Consider the following 19,109-nt stretch of genomic DNA (forward strand, 5'->3'; position numbering starts at 1 on the left):
GTCAGCCTGCTGTCATAGCTTCACGAGGCCGTCATATGGCCTGCCGGGGGGCTGATCAAATGTTGCGTTCAAGGGTTCTAAGGTCCGTGCTGGCCGGAGGCGCGTGCGCCTTGGCTTTGGCAGGGGCGGCGGTCGCGCAGACCAAGAATTTCGACATCCCGGCCGGCGACCTGAAGGCCGCGCTCGATGCCTACGCCAAGCAGGCGGGCGTCCAGCTGATCTATCGCACCGACGACGTACGCGGCGCGAAGACCGCCGGAGTCACCGGCTCGGTGGACGCCAACGCCGCGCTCGCCGGCCTGCTGGCCAACACCGGGCTTACGGTTCGCCGCGACGCCACGGGCGCGGTGGCGGTGGTGAAGGCGCCGCCCGTCCCTCAGCCGGCCGCGGCGGCGGCGCCGGCGGCGTCTGCGGCCTCCGTCGAGGAAGTGGTGGTGGTCGGCTCCCAGATCCAAGGGGCCAAGGTCAACACGGCCCTGCCGGTTACGGTGGTGGGCCTCGATGAGATCCGGGCCACCGCGGCGGTGTCGGGCGACGAACTGTTCCGCACCATCCCACAGGCCGGCAACGTCAACTTCAACTCCAGCTTCATTCCGGGTTCGAGCAATTCGGCGCGGGGCGACGTCAATTCGATCAGCCTGCGCAATATCGGCTCCGGCAACACGCTGGTGCTGCTCAACGGCCGCCGCACCGTCGTCCATCCGACGACGCAGGCTGAGTCCCTGGTGCCGGTCTTCACCTACAACACCAACGCTATCCCCGTGGCCGGCCTGAAGCGCGTCGAGGTGCTGCGAGACGGAGCCGGCGCGATCTATGGCTCCGACGCGGTCGCCGGCGTGATCAACACCGTGCTGCAGGACCACTACGACGGCGGCCAGATGAACGCCCAGTACGGCGCGGCGCAGGGCACCAACCTTCGCGAAGGTGAGCTCGACGGCCTGTTCGGGCGCAACATCCAGGACGGCCGGGGCAACTTCACCCTGTTCGGTAGCACCGTGCGCCGCTCGGCCCTGCTGGCGTCCGACCAGGACTACACGGCGTCCTCCGACGAGCGTCCGCTGTTCGCGGGTACGCCGTTCGCGACCGCCACCAGCCTGGACCAGCGCCTGACCACCTCGGCCTTCGGCGTCTTCCAGACGCCCGCCTCGGCGGGGACGATCCGTTCCAACGGCGTCGCGGTGACCGGCTCGACCGGTCTGTTCCACATTTCGCCGATCGGGAATCCCACCTGCGGCGTCACCGTGAGCCCGGGCCTCTGCATCGACAGCGGCTCGCAGAACACCACCACCGACCGCAACCTGCGCCTGGACACCGCCGCCTCGTTCAAGCTGTCGGTGATCCCGGAGGTCACGCGCTACAACCTCTTCAGCACCTTCAACTACGACCTGACGCCGAGCGTCACCTTCTTCTCCGAGCTCGGCTTCTACAACGCCGTGACCCATGGCAGCGTCGCTCCGCCGGCCGCCACGTCGACGACGGCGATCACCATCCCGTCGACGGCCTACTACAACCCCTTCGGTGCGGCCGTGCTGCCCAACGGCCAGGTCAATCCGAACCGGCTTCCCGGCCTCAATATCTCCGCGGCCGGCGTACCGGTGACGATCAACAGCTATGGCCTGGTGGATGTCGGCGCCACGCCGGTCCAGGTGACCAACGACGAGTACCGGATTCTGGGCGGCCTGCGCGGTAAGAAGTTCGGCTTCAACTGGGAGTCGGCGGCGGTCTATTCCTGGGCCACGGTGAACGACCAGTCCTACGGGGTCAGCAACACCAAGCTGCAGCAGGCGCTCTCGCTGTCGACGCCTGACGCCTACAACCCCTTCAACGGCGGCACGCTGAACAACCTCAGCATCGGCGACGCTACGCCGTCCAGCAAGAGCGCGCTCGCCGCGATCACGGTCCCGGTCTACCGCAAAGACGAGACGACGCTGGCGATGTGGGACTTCAAGGTGAGTCGCCCGGACCTCTACACGATCTGGTCCGGCGACATCGGCGTCGCCGCCGGCGTCGAGGTGCGGCGCGAGACCTACGAAGACAACCGCGACCCGCGGGTGGACGGCCAGATCACCTACACCGACGCGGTGACCGGGGTGAACTCTCCGAGCGACATCGTGGGCACCAGCAACTCGCCCGACGTGAAGGGGCACCGGACGGTCAGCTCCGCCTACATGGAGTTCCAGATCCCGCTGGTCTCGCCCGAGATGCACCTCCCGCTGGTCAACCGCGTGGACGTCCAGTTGGCCGGCCGCGCGGAGCACTACAGCGACGTCGGCGATGTGGCCAAGCCGAAGATCGCGGCGTCCTGGGACCTGGTTCCCGGCCTGCGCCTGCGCGCCTCCTATGACGAGGGCTTTCGCGCCCCGAACCTGGAGCAGCTGAACGTCTCGGTGGTGAGCCGCAGCAATACGCGGACCGACTACATCATGTGCGAGGCGGACCTGCGGGCCGGCCGGATCACCAGCTTCAACCAGTGCACCCGCACGCAGCCGGTGCAGGCGCACCGGGCGGGCAACCCCAACCTGCAGCCGGAGACCTCGGACTCGACGTCTTACGGCGTGGTGCTGGAATCGAACTTCCTGCCGCGGCAGTACGGTCACGCGACGCTCACCGTCGACGCCTGGAAGATCAACCAGCAGAACATCATCGGCCTGTTCGGCGAGGGCAACGCCGTCATCCTCGACTACTATGATCGCCTGAACGGAACGACGAACCCCAACGTCCACCGCGCCGCCCCGACGCCGGACCAGATCGCGGCCTTCGCGGGCACCGGCCTGGCGGCAGCCGGCACCGTGCTCTACGTCGACGACCAGTACGTCAACCAGCTGCCGCAGCAGGCGGCGGGCGTGGACTATGGCTTCGTCTATCGCCTGAACACCGACGACTTCGGCGACTTCGGCGTCGACGTGAACGTCACCCACCAGACCAAGCTGTTCCAGGAGCCGACCGCGGGCATCGCCCAGCTGCTGGCGGCGCGGGCGGCCGGCAAGATCAACGCCGGCACGATCATCACCGGCGCGGCCGACCTGATCGGCCAGAACGGCGCTCCGGCCTGGCGCGGCTCGGCCTCCTTCACCTGGCGGCGCGGCCCGGTCAGCGCCAACTGGTTCATGGACTATGTGGGCGACTTCTATTCGACCGCGCTGCTGAACACCGACGGCTCGTTCTTCAACGTGCCGGCGACGCTGATGCACAACGTCTCGGCAGCCTACGAATTCCAGGACGGTCGGTGGGCGGGGACGCAGGTGCGCCTGGGCGTCCGCAACCTGTTCGACAAGGACCCGCCGCTGGTCTCCGGGGGCTATGTCGGCGCCGTCTACAATCCTTACGGCCGCTATCTGTACATCGACGTGAAGAAGACCTTCTAGCATTCTGGCCCAGGCCCTTCCGAACCTCGGGAGGGCCTTCGCTTTCGGGGGAAACGACCATGGCGGATCGTATCGGGGTTTCGCGCCTCAAGGTGGCGCGCGCGGCGCTGGCGGGGGTGCTCACGCTGTCCCTGTCCGTGGGCTGGCCGCTCGCGGTTCTCGCCCAGGAGGAAGCGCTCGCGGTGCCGGCCGTCGGCACCGGCGGCGACCTGATCGGCTATGGCTCGATTCACCATCCGACCATCGGCCGCGACGGCATGGTGGTCTCGCAGAACAAGATCGCCGCGCGCATCGGCGCGGAGATCCTGCGCAAGGGCGGCAATGCGGTGGACGCCTCGGTCGCGGTCGCCATCGCCGAGACCCTGACCCTGCCGCGGGCCGGCAATATCGGCGGGGGCGGCTACATGCTGTTCTACAACGCCGCCGACAAGACCACGACGGCGATCGAGTACTATGGGGAAGCGCCGCACGGCGTGACCCCGGACCTGCTGCTGGGCGCCGACGGCAAGCTCGACCGGGCCAAGGTGCTGTCGTTCAAGGGCGTCACCGTCCCGGGCACCGTCGCGGGCCTTTGGGAAGCGCACAAGCGCTTCGGCAAGCTGCCGTGGGCGCAGCTGATCCAACCCACCATCGACCTGGCGACCAAGGGCATCGTCATGAGCGACGACGAGGCCATCGCGCTCGCCGACCGCCAGGCGCAGATGGCCAAGGATCCGAACGGGGCGAAGAAGGTCTACTTCAAGCCCGACGGCTCGCCCTACAAGCCCGGCGACATCTTCAGGAACCCCGACCTGGCCTGGACCCTGAAACAGATCCAGGCGCATGGCGCGGACGGCTTCTACAAGGGCGCCGTGGCCGAGAAGATCGTGGCCGGCGTGAAGGCGGGCGGCGGGATCATCACCCTGGAGGACCTGGCCGCCTACAAGGCCAATGTGAAGGCTCCGATCTGGTCGAGCTACCGCGGCTACAAGATCGCCTACATGCCTCCGACCTCGGCCGCCTCCAGCGTCGCCGAGGCGATGAACATCCTCGAACAGTTTCCGATGGCCTCCTATGGCCAGGGCGGCGTGAACGAGATGCACCTGGTGGCCGAGGCGCTGAAGATCGTCACGGTGGATCGGCGCTACGCCGGCGGCACGCCGCAGTGGCATACGCCCGCCAACGGCCTGGCCAACAAGGACTTCGCCAAGGAGCGGGCGAAGCTGATCTCGATGGATAGCTCGCTCGACGCCAAGACCTTGCCGAAGCTCGATCCGACCCCCTACGACAGCCCCAACACCACCCAGTACACCGTCGCCGACAAGTACGGGAATGTGGTCTCCAACACCTACACCCTGTCGGATTCCTTCGGCGCGCACGTGGTCGCGCCGGGCACCGGTTTCCTGCTCAACAACTCGATGGGCAATTTCGACTGGGGCGCCAGACCCCAGAGCCTCGGCAACAAGATCGAGCCGGGTAAGCGCGCCCAGTCGACCATCTCGCCGCTGATCGTCTTCAAGGACGGCAAGCCGTGGGTCGCCACCGGCACGCCCGGCGGCGGCACCATCCTGGCGACCATGGTCCAGATGCTGGTCAATATCATCGACTTCAAGCTGAACATCGCCGAGGCGGCGGAGCGGCCGCGAGTCTATCAGGCCGGCGCCGACGGGCCGCTGGAGCTCGAGGAGTCGATCCCCGAAGACCTGGTCGCCGGCCTCAAAGCCAAGGGCCACAAGGTCCAGCGCTCGCAGATCATCGGCGCGACTCAGTCGATCATGATCGGGCCGGACGGCGTATTCTACGGCGCCGCCGACACCCGCAGGCCGGACGCCGAGGCTGTGCCTGTGCGCTAGGATGAGGGCGCGCTGTCCTCCCGGACGCGCGCCGCCGATCTGCGTCCCGCCGAGACTGTCAAAAACAATTCACACGAGAACCCGGGCTCCCGGTGTCCCCACCGCGCGCTCCCGACGCTCCCCCACGTGACAGCTGAGCCGATGGCCTCGGCCAGCGCGACGGCCATGTTGGGGGACAAAAATCTATGTCGAAATCTGTGAAGGCCAATTGGATGGCCACGACGGCCTTGGCCGTAAGCTTGACCACGGCTCTTGCGCCGGCGGCCCGGGCCGCCGAGGCGGCGGCGGACGCCCAGGCAAACGTCGACGAGGTCGTGGTGACGGGCTTCCGCGACAGCCTGGCGCACGCGCGCGATATCAAGAAGCAAGCGACCGCCTCGGTCGACGTCATCGTGGCCGAGGATATTGCCGCCTTCCCCGACCTGAACCTCGCGGAATCCCTGCAGCGTATCCCCGGCGTCACCATTTCGCGGGACTCCGGCGAGGGCCGGCAGATCACCCTGCGTGGCCTCGGCCCCGACTTCACCCGCACCCAGCTGAACGGCATGGAAGTGCTGGGCAATACGGCGTCCGGCATGGACAACCGCGGCGGCGTCAGCCGCACCCGCAGCTTCGACTACAGCCTCTTCGCCTCGGAGCTGTTCGACAAGGTCACGGTCCAGAAGTCCTATTCCGCGGAACTGGACGAGGGCGGCATCGGCGGCACGGTGCAGCTGGAGACCTCCAAGCCCTTCGACTATCCGGGCTTCAAGGCCGTGCTCTCCGCCAAGGGCGAGACCAACAGCAATGCGAGCCAGGTGACGCCGCGCCTGGTGGGCCTGATCTCCAACCGCTGGGGGGATTTCGGCGCCCTGGCCTCGATCGCCTACGGCACGGCCAATTCCAATGAGTTCGGCTACCGCAGCTTCAGCTGGGGCCAGATCCATATCAATCCGGCGAACATCGGCCCGGGCGTCAGCGCCGCCGACGCCGCCCGGCTGACTTCCACCGGCGCCTCTGAGGTGTTCGCGCCCCAGGCCGACACGCTGTCGACCTGGTACGACCACCGCTCCCGCCTGGGCGCGACCCTCTCCCTGCAATATGAGCCGGGCGACAAGTTCAAGCTGGGCTTCGACGCCCTCTACAGCGAGCTGAAGAACAGCCGCCAGGACTACGCCCTGGCCACCTCGGGCGCCAACAGCCTCACCGGCAACGTCACCGGCACCCAGGTCCTCCAGTCGGACGTGATCCAGGGCAATAGCCTGGTGCAGGCCAGCTACACCGGCGTCGACCTGCGCAGCGAGTTCAACCGCGAAGAGGACTCCACGAAATTCTATCAGGTGGGCCTGCACGGGTCCTACCAGGCCACCGACCAGCTGATGGTGAAGGGCTTCGCCGGCTATTCGAAGTCGGACTATGCGCTGCCGGTGTTCGACAAGGTGTTCCTGGAATCGCAGAACCACGCCTTCAGCTTCGACGACCGCCCGACCATGCCGACCAACACCTACGGCTTCAACACCACTGACCCCAGCCAGTGGAACCTGATGCGGATGGACACCCAGGAGAACTACATCTCCTCGGCCTACACCAACGGCAAGCTGGACGCGGCCTGGGCCTTCGACAAGAGCTCCACCCTGAAGGGCGGCGTCGAGTACAAGAAGTTCGTCAACTCCGGCAGCCAGTTCAGCAACAAGGTCTTCCACAACGTCCCGACGGACACGCCCATCCCGGCCAACCTGAAGGGGACGGTGCCTTTTGACACCATCACCAACTACATCGTGGGCGACGTGGATGGGACCTACGCCTTCATCGGTCAGCCGCGCGATATCAACTCGGCGGCCTTCGCGACGCCGGGGACCAACTTCACGGTGACCGAGGAGACCTCGGCGGCCTATCTGCAGTACGACCTCGACACCCTGGTGGCCGACCACAAGGTCCGCGCCAACGCGGGCCTGCGCTACTATTCCACCGACCTGACCTCAGCCGGCACGCTCAACACGGGGACCAGCCTGTCGCCGGTGTCGATCCACCACAACTACAACGGCGTGCTGCCGGCCGCGAACCTGGCGGTCAGCGTCACCGACGAGGTGCTGGTGCGGCTGAGCGCCAACCGCGACATCAGCCGGCCCGCGCTGTCGGACCTGGCGGCCGCCGGCTCGCTGACCACCGCGCCCTTCGGCGGCACGATCTCGACCGGCAACCCGAATCTGCGGCCCTTCACCTCCGACGCCGTCGAGGGCTCGGTGGAATTCTACCAGGGCCACGTGGGCTTCTTCTCGGTGGGCGTCTTCTACAAGAAGCTGGATAGCTTCATCACCACCCAGACCAGTGTGGTGCCCTATTCCACCACGGGCTTCCCGCTGTCGTTCCTGCTGCCCGGCCAGGACGGCTCGATCCTCTACAACGTCAGCCATCCGGTGAACGGGCCGGGCGCCACCATCAAGGGCGTCGAAGTCGCTTTCCAGCGCGACTTCGACTTCCTGCCCGCGCCCTTCGACAAGTTCGGGGTGGTGGCCAACGGCACCTACGCGGACGGATCCTCGCCGGTGATCTTCTCGGGCACGCCCATCAACCTGCCGCTGATGAACCTGTCGAAGTACACCTTCAACGCCACCCTCTACTACGAGACCGACCAGTGGGGCGCGCGGATCTCCGAGGCCTATCGCGACCCCTACCTGATCGGCGCGGGCGGCAACGGCAACATCGGCGAGGGCATCAAGGCCACCCGCAACCTCGACGCCGCGGCGCACTACAACGTCACCCCGCACCTGAAGCTGACGCTCGAGGGGATCAACCTCACCGACGAGCATATCATTCAGTACACCGACATCACGGCCAAGCGCATCGAGGTCAACACCAGCGCCGGCCGCACCATCCTGTTCGGCGCGACCTACGAGTTCTAGGTTTCGTCAAAAAGGGGCCGCCGCTGCCCCCTCGGCGGCGGCCCCACCCCGTTGCTTTAAAATTGTGACACGAGACATCCGTAGGGGTCGGTGAGGTAGTGGCAGTGATCGACAGCCGAGATGGCGAGGGAAGATTCGGCGTCGCTCGCCTGGGGATCGCGGCGGACGCTCGCCGCGGTGCTGGCTGCCGTATTGGCGATCTCCGCACCGGCCGCCTTCGCCGCGGACAGCGCGCCATCCAGCCGCCGGTTTGACATCCCGCAAGGCGATCTCGGCCCGGCGCTAAAGGCCTTCTCACAACAGGCCGACCAGCCGGTGATGACCTTCGCCGACCTCAGCGGCAAGCGCGCTCAGCGGGTCGAGGGCGTGCTGGCGCCGTTGGCGGCGCTGATGGCCCTGATCCGCGGCCAGAAATTGCAGGCCCGCCGGGTGGCTGGCGGCTTCGTCATCGAGGCGACTGCGAAGACCGCACCGACCGCAACGCCGCCAACGCCGGCGGCGGCGCCGACGGCGGTCGGCGAGGTGGAGACCCTGGTGGTCACCGGCTTCCGCGAGACCCAGCAACAGGCGCGTGATCTGAAGCGCGAGGCGGTCGGTTCGGAAGAGGTGATCCTGGCCGAGGATATCGCCGCCTTCCCGGACCTCAATTTGGCGGAGTCTCTGCAACGCATTCCCGGCATGACCATCACGCGAGACTCCGGCGAGGGCCGGCAGATCGCGTTGCGCGGGCTCGGCCCCGACTTCACCCGCGCCCAGATCAACGGCATGGAGGTGCTTGGCAACACGGCGTCCGGCATGGACAACCGCGGCGGCGTCAGTCGAACGCGCGCCTTCGACTACAGCCTGTTCGCCTCGGAGCTGTTCAACAAGGTGACGGTGCAGAAGTCGTACGCCGCCGAGCTCGACGAGGGTGGGATCGGCGGCACAGTGCAGCTGGAGACCTCCAAGCCCTTCGATTATCCGGGCTTCAAGGCGGTGCTGTCCGCCAAGGGGCAGGCCAATAGCAATGTGGATGGGATCACGCCGCGCCTGGTAGGCCTGATCTCCAATCGCTGGGGCAACTTCGGCGCTCTAGCCTCGGTGGCCTACGGAACGGCCAACTCCAACGAGTTCGGCTATCGCTCGTTTGGCTGGGGCCAGATCCACATCAACCCGGCGAACATCGACGCCGGCGTCAGCGCGGCAGACGCGGCGCGCCTGACGTCCACAGGCGCCTCGGAAGTCTTCGCGCCGCAGGCCGATACGCTTTCTACCTGGTCCGACCGGCGCTCCCGCCTCGGCGCTACCGTGGCCTTTCAGTACGAGCCCGGCGATAGGCTGAAGGTCGCTTTTGACGGTCTCTACAGCGAGCTGCGCAACAGCCGGAAGGACTATGCCCTGGCGGCCTCGGGCGCCAACGGCCTGATCGGCAACGTGACGGGCACGCAGGTCCTCCAGTCGGACGTGATCCGGGGCAACAGCCTGGTGCAGGCCAGCTATACCGGCGTCGATCTGCGCAGCGAGGAGAACCTCGAAGAGGACTCCACCAAATTCTACCAGGGTGGACTGCATGTCTCCTACCAAGCGACCGGCCGCCTGCTGCTCAAGGGCTTCGTCGGCTATTCAAAGTCGGACTTCGCCCTGCCAGTGTTCGACAAGGTGTTCCTGGAATCCCAGAACCACCCGTTCAGCTTCGACGACCGCCCCTCGATGCCGGTCAACACCTATGGCTTCAACACCACCGACCCGTCGCAGTGGAATCTCATGCGGATGGACACGCAGGAGAACTACATCTCCTCGGCCTACGCCAACGGCAAGCTGGACGCGGTCTTCGCCGTCAACAACTCGGGCGCCCTGAAGGCGGGGGTCGAGTACAAGAAGTTCGTCAACGGCGGCAGCCAGTTCAGCGACAAGGAGTTCCACAACGTTCCGCTAGACACCGTCATCCCGGCAAGCCTGAAAGGCCAGGTCCCCTACGACACGATCACCAACTACACCGTGGGCGACGTCAACGGGACCTACCCGTTCATCGGCCAGACCCGCAATATTGACTCCGCCGCGTTCGCGACCCCGGGGACCAACTTCACGGTGACCGAGGAAACCACGGCGGCCTATCTGCAGTACGACGTCGACACGACCGTCGCCGACTTCCCGGTGAAGGCCAACGCCGGCCTGCGCTACTACTCCACCGACCTGACCTCGGCTGGCACGCTGAATACCGGGACCAGCCTGCAACCGGTCTCCATCAGCCACAACTACAGTGGCCTGCTTCCCGCATTGAACATCGCGGTCAGCGCCACCCACGATCTGCTGCTGCGGTTCAGCGCCAACCGCGATATCAGCCGGCCCGCGCTGTCGGACCTAGCGGCGGCGGGGTCGCTCACCACCGCGCCCTTCGGCGGCACGATCTCGACCGGCAACCCGAACCTTCGGCCCTTCACCTCCGACGCCGTCGAGGGTTCGGTGGAATTCTACCAGGGCCGCATCGGCTTCTTCTCGGTCGGCCTATTCTACAAGAAGCTGGATAGCTTCATCACCACCCAGACCAGCGTGGTGCCTTACGCCTCGACCGGCTTCCCGCTGTCGTTTCTGCTGCCGGGCCAGGACGGCTCGATCCTCTACAACGTCAGCCATCCGGTGAACGGGCCGGGCGCCGCCATCAAGGGCGTCGAGGTGGCCCTCCAGCGGGACTTCGACTTCCTGCCCGCGCCGTTCAACCACCTGGGCGTGATCGCCAACGGCACCTACGCCGACGGCTCCTCGCCTGTGATCTTCAGCGGGGCGCCGATCAACCTGCCGCTGCTCAACCTGTCGAAATACACAGCGAACGCCACGCTCTACTATGAGACCGCCAAGTGGGGCGTGCGAGTCTCGGAGGCCTATCGCGACAAGTATCTGATCGGCGCCGGCAGCAACGGCAACATCGGCGAGGGCATCGAAGCGACCAACAACATCGACTTCGCAGCGCACTACAACGTCACGCCGCACCTGAAGGCGACGTTGGAGGGTATCAACCTCACCGACCAGCACATCATCCAGTACACCGACATCACGGCCAAGCGGATCGAGGTCAATACCATCAGCGGGCGCACCTTCGCGTTCGGCGCGACTTTCGAATTCTGACGGCTCAACGACAGCATAGCTGTCACATCGGCGTCGCATGAGGGCGGCGTGGAGAAATATTCCGGTCCCGCCCAGTCCCCGCTGAAGACGCTCGCGCCTCTACGTCCAGCAGAAGCTGAAACCGGATTCGGTCGCCGGTTTCGCAGCACGACGCTGTCCCACTCTGTGGAAACACAATGAGAGACGTCCTGGCGGAGTTGAGGCCTCATGAACCCAAGCTGCTCAGCTATATCGGCCGGCGCCACCGCGATCCTTCGCGCGCCGAGGACATCCTGCAGGAGACGCTGCTGGCGGTGATGCAACAGAGCCGCAAGCATCAGATCGACAGCCCGCTCGCCTACGCCTACCGCGTGGCCGACTCGCTGATCTACGCGCAGGTTCGCAAGGACCGCCGTGAGGAGCGGCTGGGCGACGCCGACTATGGCTGCGACCTGCCGATCGCCGACGAGATCCTGGAGCACAAGCAGCGCGTCGCGATCTTCGAGGCGGCCCTGCTCGGCCTTTCGCCCGTGCGCCGCGATATCTTCATCCGCCGCCACATGGATGATCAGTCACGGCAGGACATCGCCGACGCCCTGGGGATGAGCCTCGAATCCGTGAAGAAGCATCTGGTGCGGGCCATGGCGGAGCTGGCGGGGGTCATGGACCAGGCGACGGGCGCTGCGCCGGAACGGAGGCCGCTCCATGCGCGCCAATGACAACGCCGCGCCGGCGGACGCGCTCGCGCTGGAAGAGGCCGCCGACTGGATCGACCGGCTGGGTGAGCTCAGCGAGGCCGACGAGCAGGACCTGAGGGCCTGGCTGCGGGCGTCTGACGCCAACGCCCAGGCCTTCGAGCGGATGCGGCACACCTTACTGGACCCGGCCCTGTTGCAGGCGGCTGAGCAGGCGCGCAACGCACCGCCCGCGCTTCCGGTCACGGCCCAGCCGCGTCGGGTGGCCGCCGCAAGCCCGCAGAGTCAGCGCCGGCCGCTGCGTCTGGGCCTGATGGCCGCGAGCCTGATCGGCGCGGTCGCGGTGGCGGTGGTCGTGGGACGGCAAGTCGCCGACCGCCCTGAGGCGGCGCTTCAACTCGCCACCGCGGTCGGCGCGCGGTCCGACTATCGGCTGGAAGACGCCTCGGTGGTCCATCTCAACGCCGACTCACGGGTGAGCGTCCGATTCAGCCGCTCAGCCCGCGATGTCGCCCTGCAGAAGGGCGACGCGATGTTCGATGTGGCGAAGAATCCGCGCCGGCCGTTCGTCGTGCAGGCCGGGACCGCGGCGGTCACCGCCGTCGGCACCAGCTTCGAGGTCGACCGGCTGGATGATGCCGTGGAGGTCCGCGTGTTCGAGGGCGTGGTGCGGGTGGCGCGGCCCGAGGGCCCGGCCTATCTGGCCCACCGGGGCGAGTGGCTGCGCCTGGCGGCCGGCCAACCGGCGGTGAGCGGGCAGTTCGCGCCGGCCCTGGACGACACCTGGCGGTCCGACTGGCTGGTCGCCGACCAGATGCCGCTGAAGGATGTCGTGGCGCGGCTCAACCGGTACAGCCGCGATCGGATCGCGGTGGCCAACGCGAGGACTGGCGAGCTGAAGGTCACCGGGCGCTTCCGGCTGAGGCGGACCGACGACGCCGTCGCCATGGTTTCAGCGCTGCTCCACCTCGACGCCGCCCGAGGCGGACAGCGCGTCCTCACGGCGCCAACGTCTGAGTAGGAGCCGCGCCGCCGGTGACTTTGCGCCCAATATCGCTCTCTTCCTTTCAGAGGAGGATTTCGGTTCAAGATGACGTCCGCCCGACGCGAATCTGAATTATCTTTCAGGCTGTCGTCAGCCTCTCGTCAGGCTCGCGCCGAACGGTGATCCAGAGAGACGAAGGCGGAGGGACGTATGGGCGCGAGGTCGCAGGGGTTGGCGCTTGCTTTGGCGTTGGCGGGTCTGGCCGGCGGTGCGCGGGCCGCCGACGAGGAGATCCAAGTCTATATCGACGACATGAGCGCCCAGGGCGCCTACGGCCTGGACGTCCACGTGAACGACGTGCTCAAGGGGCGGCTGGCGAACGTCGACTATGCGGGCGAGCAGGCCTCCCAGGGGCGGCTGCGGATCACGCCGGAATGGGCCTATGGGCTCACCCCCAACATCGAGCTGGGCGCCTACCTGCCCCTGATGACCTTTGACGATCACGGCAATGGCGAGATCGGCGGCGTGAAAGGCCGCATCAAGTTCATCGCCCCGCACGACAAGGACGACCCGTTCTTCTGGGGCGTCAATTTCGAGCTCGGCCGGGTGCGGCGCGACATCGACATCAACCCGTGGAACGCCGAGCTGAAGGGCATCGTGGGCTACCGGACCGGGCCCTGGACCCTGGCCACGAACCTGAACATCGACTGGGCCGTCTCCGGCCCCGCCAAAGGCCCCGCCTCCTACCAGCTGGCCACCATGGTGACCCGCAAGATCGTCGAGGGCTTCGACGTCGGTTTCGAGAGCTACAACGGCCTGGGCGACGCCAAGCGGTTCGGCCGGCTGGGCGACAACGATCAGGAATTCTTCGCCATCATCGACAAGTCCATCGGCAAGTGGGATCTCAACCTCGGCGTCGGCACGGGCTACGGCCGGCCGGAAGATCGCCTGATCGTCAAGGCCATCATCGGCGTGCCGATCGGCTAGGGGGTCCCAGGTTCCAAGGCGGCCTGCCGACCGTCGAGCCCGTGGATCATCGCGGAGGCTGCGCCTTGTCGAAGCCTTGCCAGACATCGTCGTAGTCAAGCTGGGCGAGGGGCGTTTTGGTGGCCCAGCGGGTCGGGCGGATCACCCAGCGGGTCTCGAACATGAAGGCCATGGTGTCGGCGAGCCGATGTGGGGCGAGCGGCGCCGCCACGGCCTTCTCATAGCTTTCGCGGTCCGGCCCGTGGCCGCTCATCTGGTTGTGCAGCGAGCCGCCGCCGGGCGTGAACCCGCCGGCCTTGGCGTCATAAGCGCCGTGGATCAGGCCCATGAACTCGCTCATGACGTTGCGGTGGAACCACGGCGGCCGGAAGGTGTCTTCGGCCACCATCCAGCGGGGCGGGAAGATCACGAAGTCGCAGTTGGCGGTCCCGGGCGTATCCGAAGGCGAGGTCAGCACCGTGAAGATTGACGGATCCGGGTGGTCGAAGCTCACCGTGTTGATGACGTTGAACCGCCTGAGGTCGTAGGCGTAGGGCGCGAGGTTGCCGTGCCAGGCCACGACATCCAGTGGCGAGTGGTCGAGGGCGGTGGTCCACAAGCGCCCTTGGAATTTCTGCAGCACCTCGGTGGGCGTGTCGCGGTCCTCGAACCAGGCTTGCGGCGTCTCGAAGTCGCGCGGGTTGGCCAGGCCGTTGGCGCCGATCGGCCCCAGCTCCGGCAGCCGCAGCGCCGCGCCGTAGTTCTCCAGCACATAGCCGCGCGCCGCCCCGTCCAGCAGGACAACGGCGAACCGCAGGCCGCGCGGGATCACCGCGATCTGCTGCGGCGTCAGCGGGATCACCCCAAGCTCTGTCCGAAGCTCCAGGCGCCCCTCCTGCGGAACGATCAGCAGCTCCCCGTCGGCGGAGAAGAACACCCGCTCGGTCATCGACCGGGTCGCCGCATAGAGGTGGATGCCGACGCCGGCCTGGGTCGCCACGTCGCCATTGCCGCCATAGGTGATAAGGCCGTCGACGAAGTCGACCGCGCCCTCGGGGATCGGCGCCGGGTCCCACCGCAGGCGATTGGGCGTCGGGGGGACCTCGTCGAAAGGGCCCGAGCGGAGCAGGGGCGCGCCGGCGTAGGGCGCAAACGGTGCGTGGCTCGCCGTGGGCCGCAGTCGGTAGAGCCAGGAGCGGCGGTTCTCGGACCGCGGGGCGGTGAAGGCCGTCCCCGAGAACTGCTCGGCATAGAGGCCGAAGGGCGTCTTCTGCGGGGAGTTGCGGCCGATCGGCAAGGCGCCGGCCACGGCCTCGGTCTCGAAATGGTTGCCGAACCCCGTCAGCGGCGCGCGCAGGGCCTGAGCGGCCGCGGCCGCGCCCAAGGTCTCATGGACGGTCATTCGACGCTCCTTTGCCGCACAGATCAGGCGTCGACCTTGATCACGCCGCGACGGATCTGGTCGAGCTCGATCGATTCAAACAGCGCCTGGACGTCGCCGTTCCCAAGGCGCTGGGAAAGTAGTATCTTATGATACTAGTTGCGTGGTAAAACTAGTGTCTGTTGAAACTTTCTGCGAGGCGCCGGGCTGGACCTCCGTGGTGGGCTCGTAACCTGATCACTCAGGATCACAGCTTAGGGCGGGACCATGAAAAAGCCTCGAGCCCTGCGGCTCGCCGCGTTCGTGCCGTACCGGCTCTCGATCGCCACCAACACCGTCAGCGAGGTGATCGCCGGCGCCTATCGGACGCTTTTCGGGCTGAACATTCCGGAATGGCGCCTGATCGCCGTGCTGGCCGAGAAGGGCGGCGCCACCCAGCTCGATCTCGGGGCTGCGACCCGCATGGACAAGGTCACGGTCAGTCGCGCGGCGATCGCCCTGGTCGCGCGCGGCCTCATGCGCCGCGCCCCCAACCCGCGTGACAAGCGCTCGCACCTGTTGAGCCTGACCGCCCAGGGCCGGGCGCTCTACGACCAGGTGGCGCCGAAGGCCCTGGCCCTGGAAGACACCGTGCTCGCGGATTTCAGCGCGGAGGAGGTGGACACCTTGATCGCCATGCTTCGACGCCTTGAGGCGTCCGCCGCTCGGGTCGGCGGGCGAGAGCCCTGAAGGGCGGCTCGGGGCCCGGGGCTCGGACCGGCTTTCGGCGCCTGGTGTTTTCGCGCCACGGTGTTTGTGCGCAAAACGTACAAGACGCGCCGCCAACGTGACAAAACGCGATTGGGCGCGGCGCGAGATGCCTGTCCGCGACAAGGAGGCCGAACCTACCGGGTTCGCAGGGTCGCGTCCCCGGTGGTGGTGTAGAGCCCGTGGGCCTGCGTTGTCGCGCGAAAGGCGCCGCCGCTTGTGCTCCAATCCGATGCATCAAGCAGGCGCCGGTCGAGCTTCAGGTTCATGGTTTTTCGCGCTCCTTGGCGAGCTGCGCGATGCGATCTTTGACGCCTCTATGAATGGAGGCCGCAATGTCGGCCGGGAAGTCCTTGGGCAACTTGCTGATCGCGCCGTGAAGGGCCTTCGGGGTCGCCTCGATCACCTCTTCGATCATGCTGATCGCGCTGCGTTGGCTTAGGGCGGCGAGCTCTGCCGTTTCGACGAAATGACGGCGATGGATGCCGAGGATCCCGTAGTGGCGGGTCTTCCCCACCGCCATCGCCAGCTTAAAGTCTTTGTGGCGGACATGCTTCGCATCGAAGCTCGGCTGCGCTGAGATGATGTCGTAGAGCGGGGTCAGGCGAAAGCCTCCGCCCGGATACAGGAAGACGCTGAAGTTCTTCGCGTGACCGTCCGTCGCGCCAAGGAGCCAGAACACCAAGTTCGCCTTCAGGAAGTTCAGCCGGTCCAAGGTCGGTTCGTCACTGGCGCCGAGCGCATACTCGATATCGAGTACGCCGGGGCCGCCTTCACTCTCGTATTTCTGCGTCCAGGGCCGCCCAAGCACCTGGCACATATCTTCCTGCGGGACGCGTAAGAGCCGGCCGTCGTCCGTCCAGAGCCGGTCGAAGCGCTCGACGATGAGGACGCGCTTATCTTCGAACGTCGCGATCTCAGCCGAGGCGGTAGGTATGCCAAAGGCCTCGGTGATCTTGAGGCAGAGATATTCGTTCTCGACGGAGTTCGAGAGATCGAGCCCGTTCGGGAGTTTGCCGATCTGGGGCTTGAAGATGTGGGTCGTCGGAGTCGAGCCGGTGGGCCGCTGCCAGCGGCCGCGGCGCTTGAGCAGGGCGGTCTTTTCCTGCGCGCCGGCAATCGAGATGCGGAAGTCCTTCGCTCTGTCCATTCCGAGCGGATTGGTCGCTAGGTTGCGGAGCGTTTCAGCGATTTCCGCATCTGAGATCGGTGTGCCTTCAACGACGCCGGGAGGGCCAGGCTCAACGCCCTCAGGCAGAAATTGAAGCGCGCCGACGCAGTCGCGCCCCAACGCCGCCAGCATGCTGATGGCGTCGGTCCCTTCCGCGCCAACGCGCTCGGCGACGCGCTTTCGGATGCCTTGATTGTCCGGCAGGAGGTTATCGAACACCGCCAGGACGGGCGCACCGATGTAGCGATCTTCCCGCAGGGGAAGTGAGAGCGAGACGGACAGGGTGGAGTCCCACGCGAGCCATTCGGGCGCGTAGCGGAAGTCGACTGCGCCACTGGCTTCCTGGGTGAGGTAGCCAACGTGGCGGCTATTGAGGAACACGCCGAGGCGGACAGCCTTTGGACGCCGCGCCATCAGAATATATCCCCGAGGCTGTCACGGTTGCCTTTGGTGCGGGGCCTTACGACAAGCTCAAGGTCGAGCGCTGACAGCACGGCGAATAGCGTCTCAAGCGTAGCTCCGCCTTCCGGGGATTCGAGATTGGAGACCGTCGCCTGACGCTTGTTGATTTGCTCAGCAAGGCTGTCCTGCGTCAGCCCCTTCGTCTTCCTTGCCCGACGCAGATATGCGCCTAATTGAGCCTGGGTTCTGGTCGCCTGATCCATGATTCACCTCAGGCGACAATATACGGTTTTCCGTATCAAATGTCAATATACGAAAAACCGCATAAAGCCTTCATATACGGAAAACCGTATTATAACACAATATACGGAATTCCGTATGATGTAGGAGTTTGCCACCTTAGGCGAGAATCTTGATCAGAGAGAATTCGGCTTCGCGTGGCTGCCTACAGCCTGGTCTGCGGCGAAGACTTCGCCGGCCTGCCTGTAAAGATGACGCCGCCAGCGGTCGGTACGACGTCCACCCCATCCACCATCAACCTTCTGGGGCTGCATTTCCACGCCGCGGCAGGAGCACCAACTCGGCCGCTTCCTCGGCGTCTTTTAGAAGCGTCTTGCGCGGCGTGCCCATTTGCGCACGCATGGTCAGACCGCGCGACAGGTCGAGGACCTGGCTCGCGCGCGCAGCTACGGGAAAGTCAGACGGTACTTCTCCCGCGCTGATCGCGTCGCAGAATCGGCGTTTCACTAGCGCCACGCCGCCAGCGACGGCGTCCTTCAGGAACTGCCTGACCTCAGCGTCGTCTACGAGGGGGGCGACGCACACCAGAAGACATCCTGGGGCCGATCCTTCCTCGGTCGCACTTTCTACTGCGTGCCTCAGGAAGCCGACGAGCGAGTCGCGAAGAGCCGGCGGCGAGAACAGCGCCTTCGCAGCGCGAGCGCCCTTTGCCTCTGCGTACGCCCGAAGGACACGCAAGAATATCGTCCGCTTGTCCCCGAAGACGGAATACAGACTTGGCCGTCCCACACCCATGCCTGCGACGAGATCGTCGATCGTCGTTCCGTCGTAGCCTTTCGACCGGAACACCCGGGTCGCCTTTTCCAGCGCGGCGCTCTCGTCGAAGCTACGTGGGCGTCCACGGGGCCTCTCAGCTTTTTGAAACATTTAGTTTTAAATTCCTTGACCGCGACCTCTAGGCACGAATATATAACCGAACAGTTCAAAAATGACAAGGCGGCCCCCGCTTCGCGAGACTGCCTTGATCTTACCTTTACCACGGAGCCACCCATGGAACATTCGATCGCTCTCGTCACCGGCGCCACCTCCGGGCTCGGTGATGCGGCAGCCCGCCTACTTTCCGAACAGGGATGGCGCGAGATCATCATCACCGGGCGCGGCGTCGCTCAGACCCGGGAAACGGCCGCACAACTCGCGGCTGAGACCAAACGAAAGGTCTTCACACCGCTGGAACTGGACCTGGACAAACCGTCCAGCGTTCAGTCCGCGCTTGCAACGCTCGTCAAGCGAGGTCGGCCGATCGATTTCCTGCTGCTCAATGCCGGCATGGTTCCTGGCAAGGCGCGCGTGATCACTGCGGCA

The 19,109-nt window shown here is 66.1% G+C and carries 14 protein-coding genes and 1 pseudogene; 9 read left to right on the plus strand and 6 right to left on the minus strand.

Going from position 1 to position 19,109, the window contains the following annotated elements; genetic code table 11:
* The first annotated feature begins 110 nt into the window (after window positions 1-110).
* From VHS75_RS02435 to VHS75_RS02465, 7 genes are all read left to right on the plus strand, one after another.
* Window positions 111-3,365, plus strand: coding sequence for a TonB-dependent receptor domain-containing protein (locus tag VHS75_RS02435; RefSeq protein ID WP_329637009.1), 3,255 nt, complete (start codon window positions 111-113; stop codon window positions 3,363-3,365).
* Window positions 3,366-3,424: 59 nt separating this feature from the next.
* Window positions 3,425-5,197: a gamma-glutamyltransferase gene (ggt, locus tag VHS75_RS02440; RefSeq protein ID WP_329637010.1), complete on the plus strand. Its 1,773-nt coding sequence runs from the start codon at window positions 3,425-3,427 to the stop codon at window positions 5,195-5,197.
* Window positions 5,198-5,382: 185 nt separating this feature from the next.
* Window positions 5,383-8,079, plus strand: a complete 2,697-nt coding sequence (locus tag VHS75_RS02445; protein ID WP_329637011.1) for a TonB-dependent receptor — start codon at window positions 5,383-5,385, stop codon at window positions 8,077-8,079.
* 120 nt (window positions 8,080-8,199) lie between these two features.
* Window positions 8,200-11,181, plus strand: a complete 2,982-nt coding sequence (locus tag VHS75_RS02450; RefSeq protein ID WP_329637012.1) for a TonB-dependent receptor — start codon at window positions 8,200-8,202, stop codon at window positions 11,179-11,181.
* A gap of 176 nt (window positions 11,182-11,357) precedes the next feature.
* The gene (locus VHS75_RS02455; RefSeq protein ID WP_329637013.1) at window positions 11,358-11,879 is read left to right on the plus strand and encodes an RNA polymerase sigma factor; all 522 of its coding nucleotides are present in this window, start codon (window positions 11,358-11,360) and stop codon (window positions 11,877-11,879) included.
* Window positions 11,866-12,876, plus strand: coding sequence for a FecR family protein (locus VHS75_RS02460; protein WP_329637014.1), 1,011 nt, complete (start codon window positions 11,866-11,868; stop codon window positions 12,874-12,876). Before VHS75_RS02455 ends, VHS75_RS02460 begins: the two co-directional genes overlap by 14 nt.
* 174 nt (window positions 12,877-13,050) lie before the next feature.
* Complete coding sequence (locus tag VHS75_RS02465) at window positions 13,051-13,827, plus strand: hypothetical protein (RefSeq protein ID WP_329637015.1); 777 nt, start codon at window positions 13,051-13,053, stop codon at window positions 13,825-13,827.
* 46 nt (window positions 13,828-13,873) lie between these two features.
* Here VHS75_RS02465 and hmgA read toward each other — a convergent pair whose 3' ends face one another.
* Window positions 13,874-15,208, minus strand: coding sequence for a homogentisate 1,2-dioxygenase (gene hmgA / locus VHS75_RS02470; protein WP_329637016.1), 1,335 nt, complete (start codon window positions 15,206-15,208; stop codon window positions 13,874-13,876).
* A 23-nt stretch (window positions 15,209-15,231) separates the two neighbouring features.
* A pseudogene (locus VHS75_RS02475) lies at window positions 15,232-15,324 on the minus strand (hypothetical protein); the annotation flags it as partial.
* Window positions 15,325-15,454: 130 nt separating this feature from the next.
* Here VHS75_RS02475 and VHS75_RS02480 point away from each other — a divergent pair.
* The gene (locus VHS75_RS02480; protein WP_329637017.1) at window positions 15,455-15,916 is read left to right on the plus strand and encodes a MarR family transcriptional regulator; all 462 of its coding nucleotides are present in this window, start codon (window positions 15,455-15,457) and stop codon (window positions 15,914-15,916) included.
* 155 nt (window positions 15,917-16,071) lie between these two features.
* On the opposite strand, the gene VHS75_RS02485 is transcribed toward VHS75_RS02480, so the two are convergent.
* The 4 genes from VHS75_RS02485 to VHS75_RS02500 all read right to left on the minus strand — a co-directional run bounded on the left by VHS75_RS02485 (window position 16,072) and on the right by VHS75_RS02500 (window position 18,674).
* Entirely contained in the window at window positions 16,072-16,203 is a 132-nt protein-coding gene (locus VHS75_RS02485; RefSeq protein WP_329637018.1) for a hypothetical protein, read from the minus strand.
* The gene (locus VHS75_RS02490) at window positions 16,200-17,519 is read right to left on the minus strand and encodes a type II toxin-antitoxin system HipA family toxin (protein ID WP_329637019.1); all 1,320 of its coding nucleotides are present in this window, start codon (window positions 17,517-17,519) and stop codon (window positions 16,200-16,202) included. The genes VHS75_RS02485 and VHS75_RS02490 overlap by 4 nt, the downstream gene beginning before the upstream one ends.
* Window positions 17,519-17,770 carry a helix-turn-helix domain-containing protein gene (locus tag VHS75_RS02495; RefSeq protein ID WP_329637020.1) on the minus strand — a complete coding sequence of 84 codons (252 nt, stop codon included), beginning with the start codon at window positions 17,768-17,770 and terminating at the stop codon, window positions 17,519-17,521. The genes VHS75_RS02490 and VHS75_RS02495 overlap by 1 nt, the downstream gene beginning before the upstream one ends.
* A 271-nt stretch (window positions 17,771-18,041) precedes the next feature.
* Entirely contained in the window at window positions 18,042-18,674 is a 633-nt protein-coding gene (locus VHS75_RS02500; protein ID WP_329637021.1) for a TetR/AcrR family transcriptional regulator, read from the minus strand.
* A 123-nt stretch (window positions 18,675-18,797) separates the two neighbouring features.
* Between VHS75_RS02500 and VHS75_RS02505 the strand changes: the two genes are divergently transcribed.
* The coding region (locus VHS75_RS02505) for an SDR family NAD(P)-dependent oxidoreductase (protein ID WP_329637022.1) at window positions 18,798-19,109 on the plus strand (312 nt) is incomplete at its 3' end.

Origin of the sequence: Phenylobacterium sp. (assembly GCF_036264965.1) — a bacterium.
Taxonomy (GTDB): Bacteria; Pseudomonadota; Alphaproteobacteria; order Caulobacterales; family Caulobacteraceae; genus Phenylobacterium.

What these genes read in the sequence shown, in the direction of transcription:
- VHS75_RS02460 (WP_329637014.1), top strand. Translation starts at nt 11,866, where the DNA reads ATGCGCGCCAATGACAACGCCGCGCCGGCGGACGCGCTCGCGCTGGAA.
- VHS75_RS02490 (WP_329637019.1), bottom strand. Translation starts at nt 17,519, where the DNA reads ATGGCGCGGCGTCCAAAGGCTGTCCGCCTCGGCGTGTTCCTCAATAGC.
- VHS75_RS02500 (WP_329637021.1), bottom strand. Translation starts at nt 18,674, where the DNA reads ATGTTTCAAAAAGCTGAGAGGCCCCGTGGACGCCCACGTAGCTTCGAC.
- VHS75_RS02450 (WP_329637012.1), top strand. Translation starts at nt 8,200, where the DNA reads ATGGCGAGGGAAGATTCGGCGTCGCTCGCCTGGGGATCGCGGCGGACG.
- VHS75_RS02480 (WP_329637017.1), top strand. Translation starts at nt 15,455, where the DNA reads ATGAAAAAGCCTCGAGCCCTGCGGCTCGCCGCGTTCGTGCCGTACCGG.
- VHS75_RS02485 (WP_329637018.1), bottom strand. Translation starts at nt 16,203, where the DNA reads ATGAACCTGAAGCTCGACCGGCGCCTGCTTGATGCATCGGATTGGAGC.
- VHS75_RS02465 (WP_329637015.1), top strand. Translation starts at nt 13,051, where the DNA reads ATGGGCGCGAGGTCGCAGGGGTTGGCGCTTGCTTTGGCGTTGGCGGGT.
- VHS75_RS02495 (WP_329637020.1), bottom strand. Translation starts at nt 17,770, where the DNA reads ATGGATCAGGCGACCAGAACCCAGGCTCAATTAGGCGCATATCTGCGT.
- VHS75_RS02445 (WP_329637011.1), top strand. Translation starts at nt 5,383, where the DNA reads ATGTCGAAATCTGTGAAGGCCAATTGGATGGCCACGACGGCCTTGGCC.
- hmgA (WP_329637016.1), bottom strand. Translation starts at nt 15,208, where the DNA reads ATGACCGTCCATGAGACCTTGGGCGCGGCCGCGGCCGCTCAGGCCCTG.
- ggt (WP_329637010.1), top strand. Translation starts at nt 3,425, where the DNA reads ATGGCGGATCGTATCGGGGTTTCGCGCCTCAAGGTGGCGCGCGCGGCG.
- VHS75_RS02455 (WP_329637013.1), top strand. Translation starts at nt 11,358, where the DNA reads ATGAGAGACGTCCTGGCGGAGTTGAGGCCTCATGAACCCAAGCTGCTC.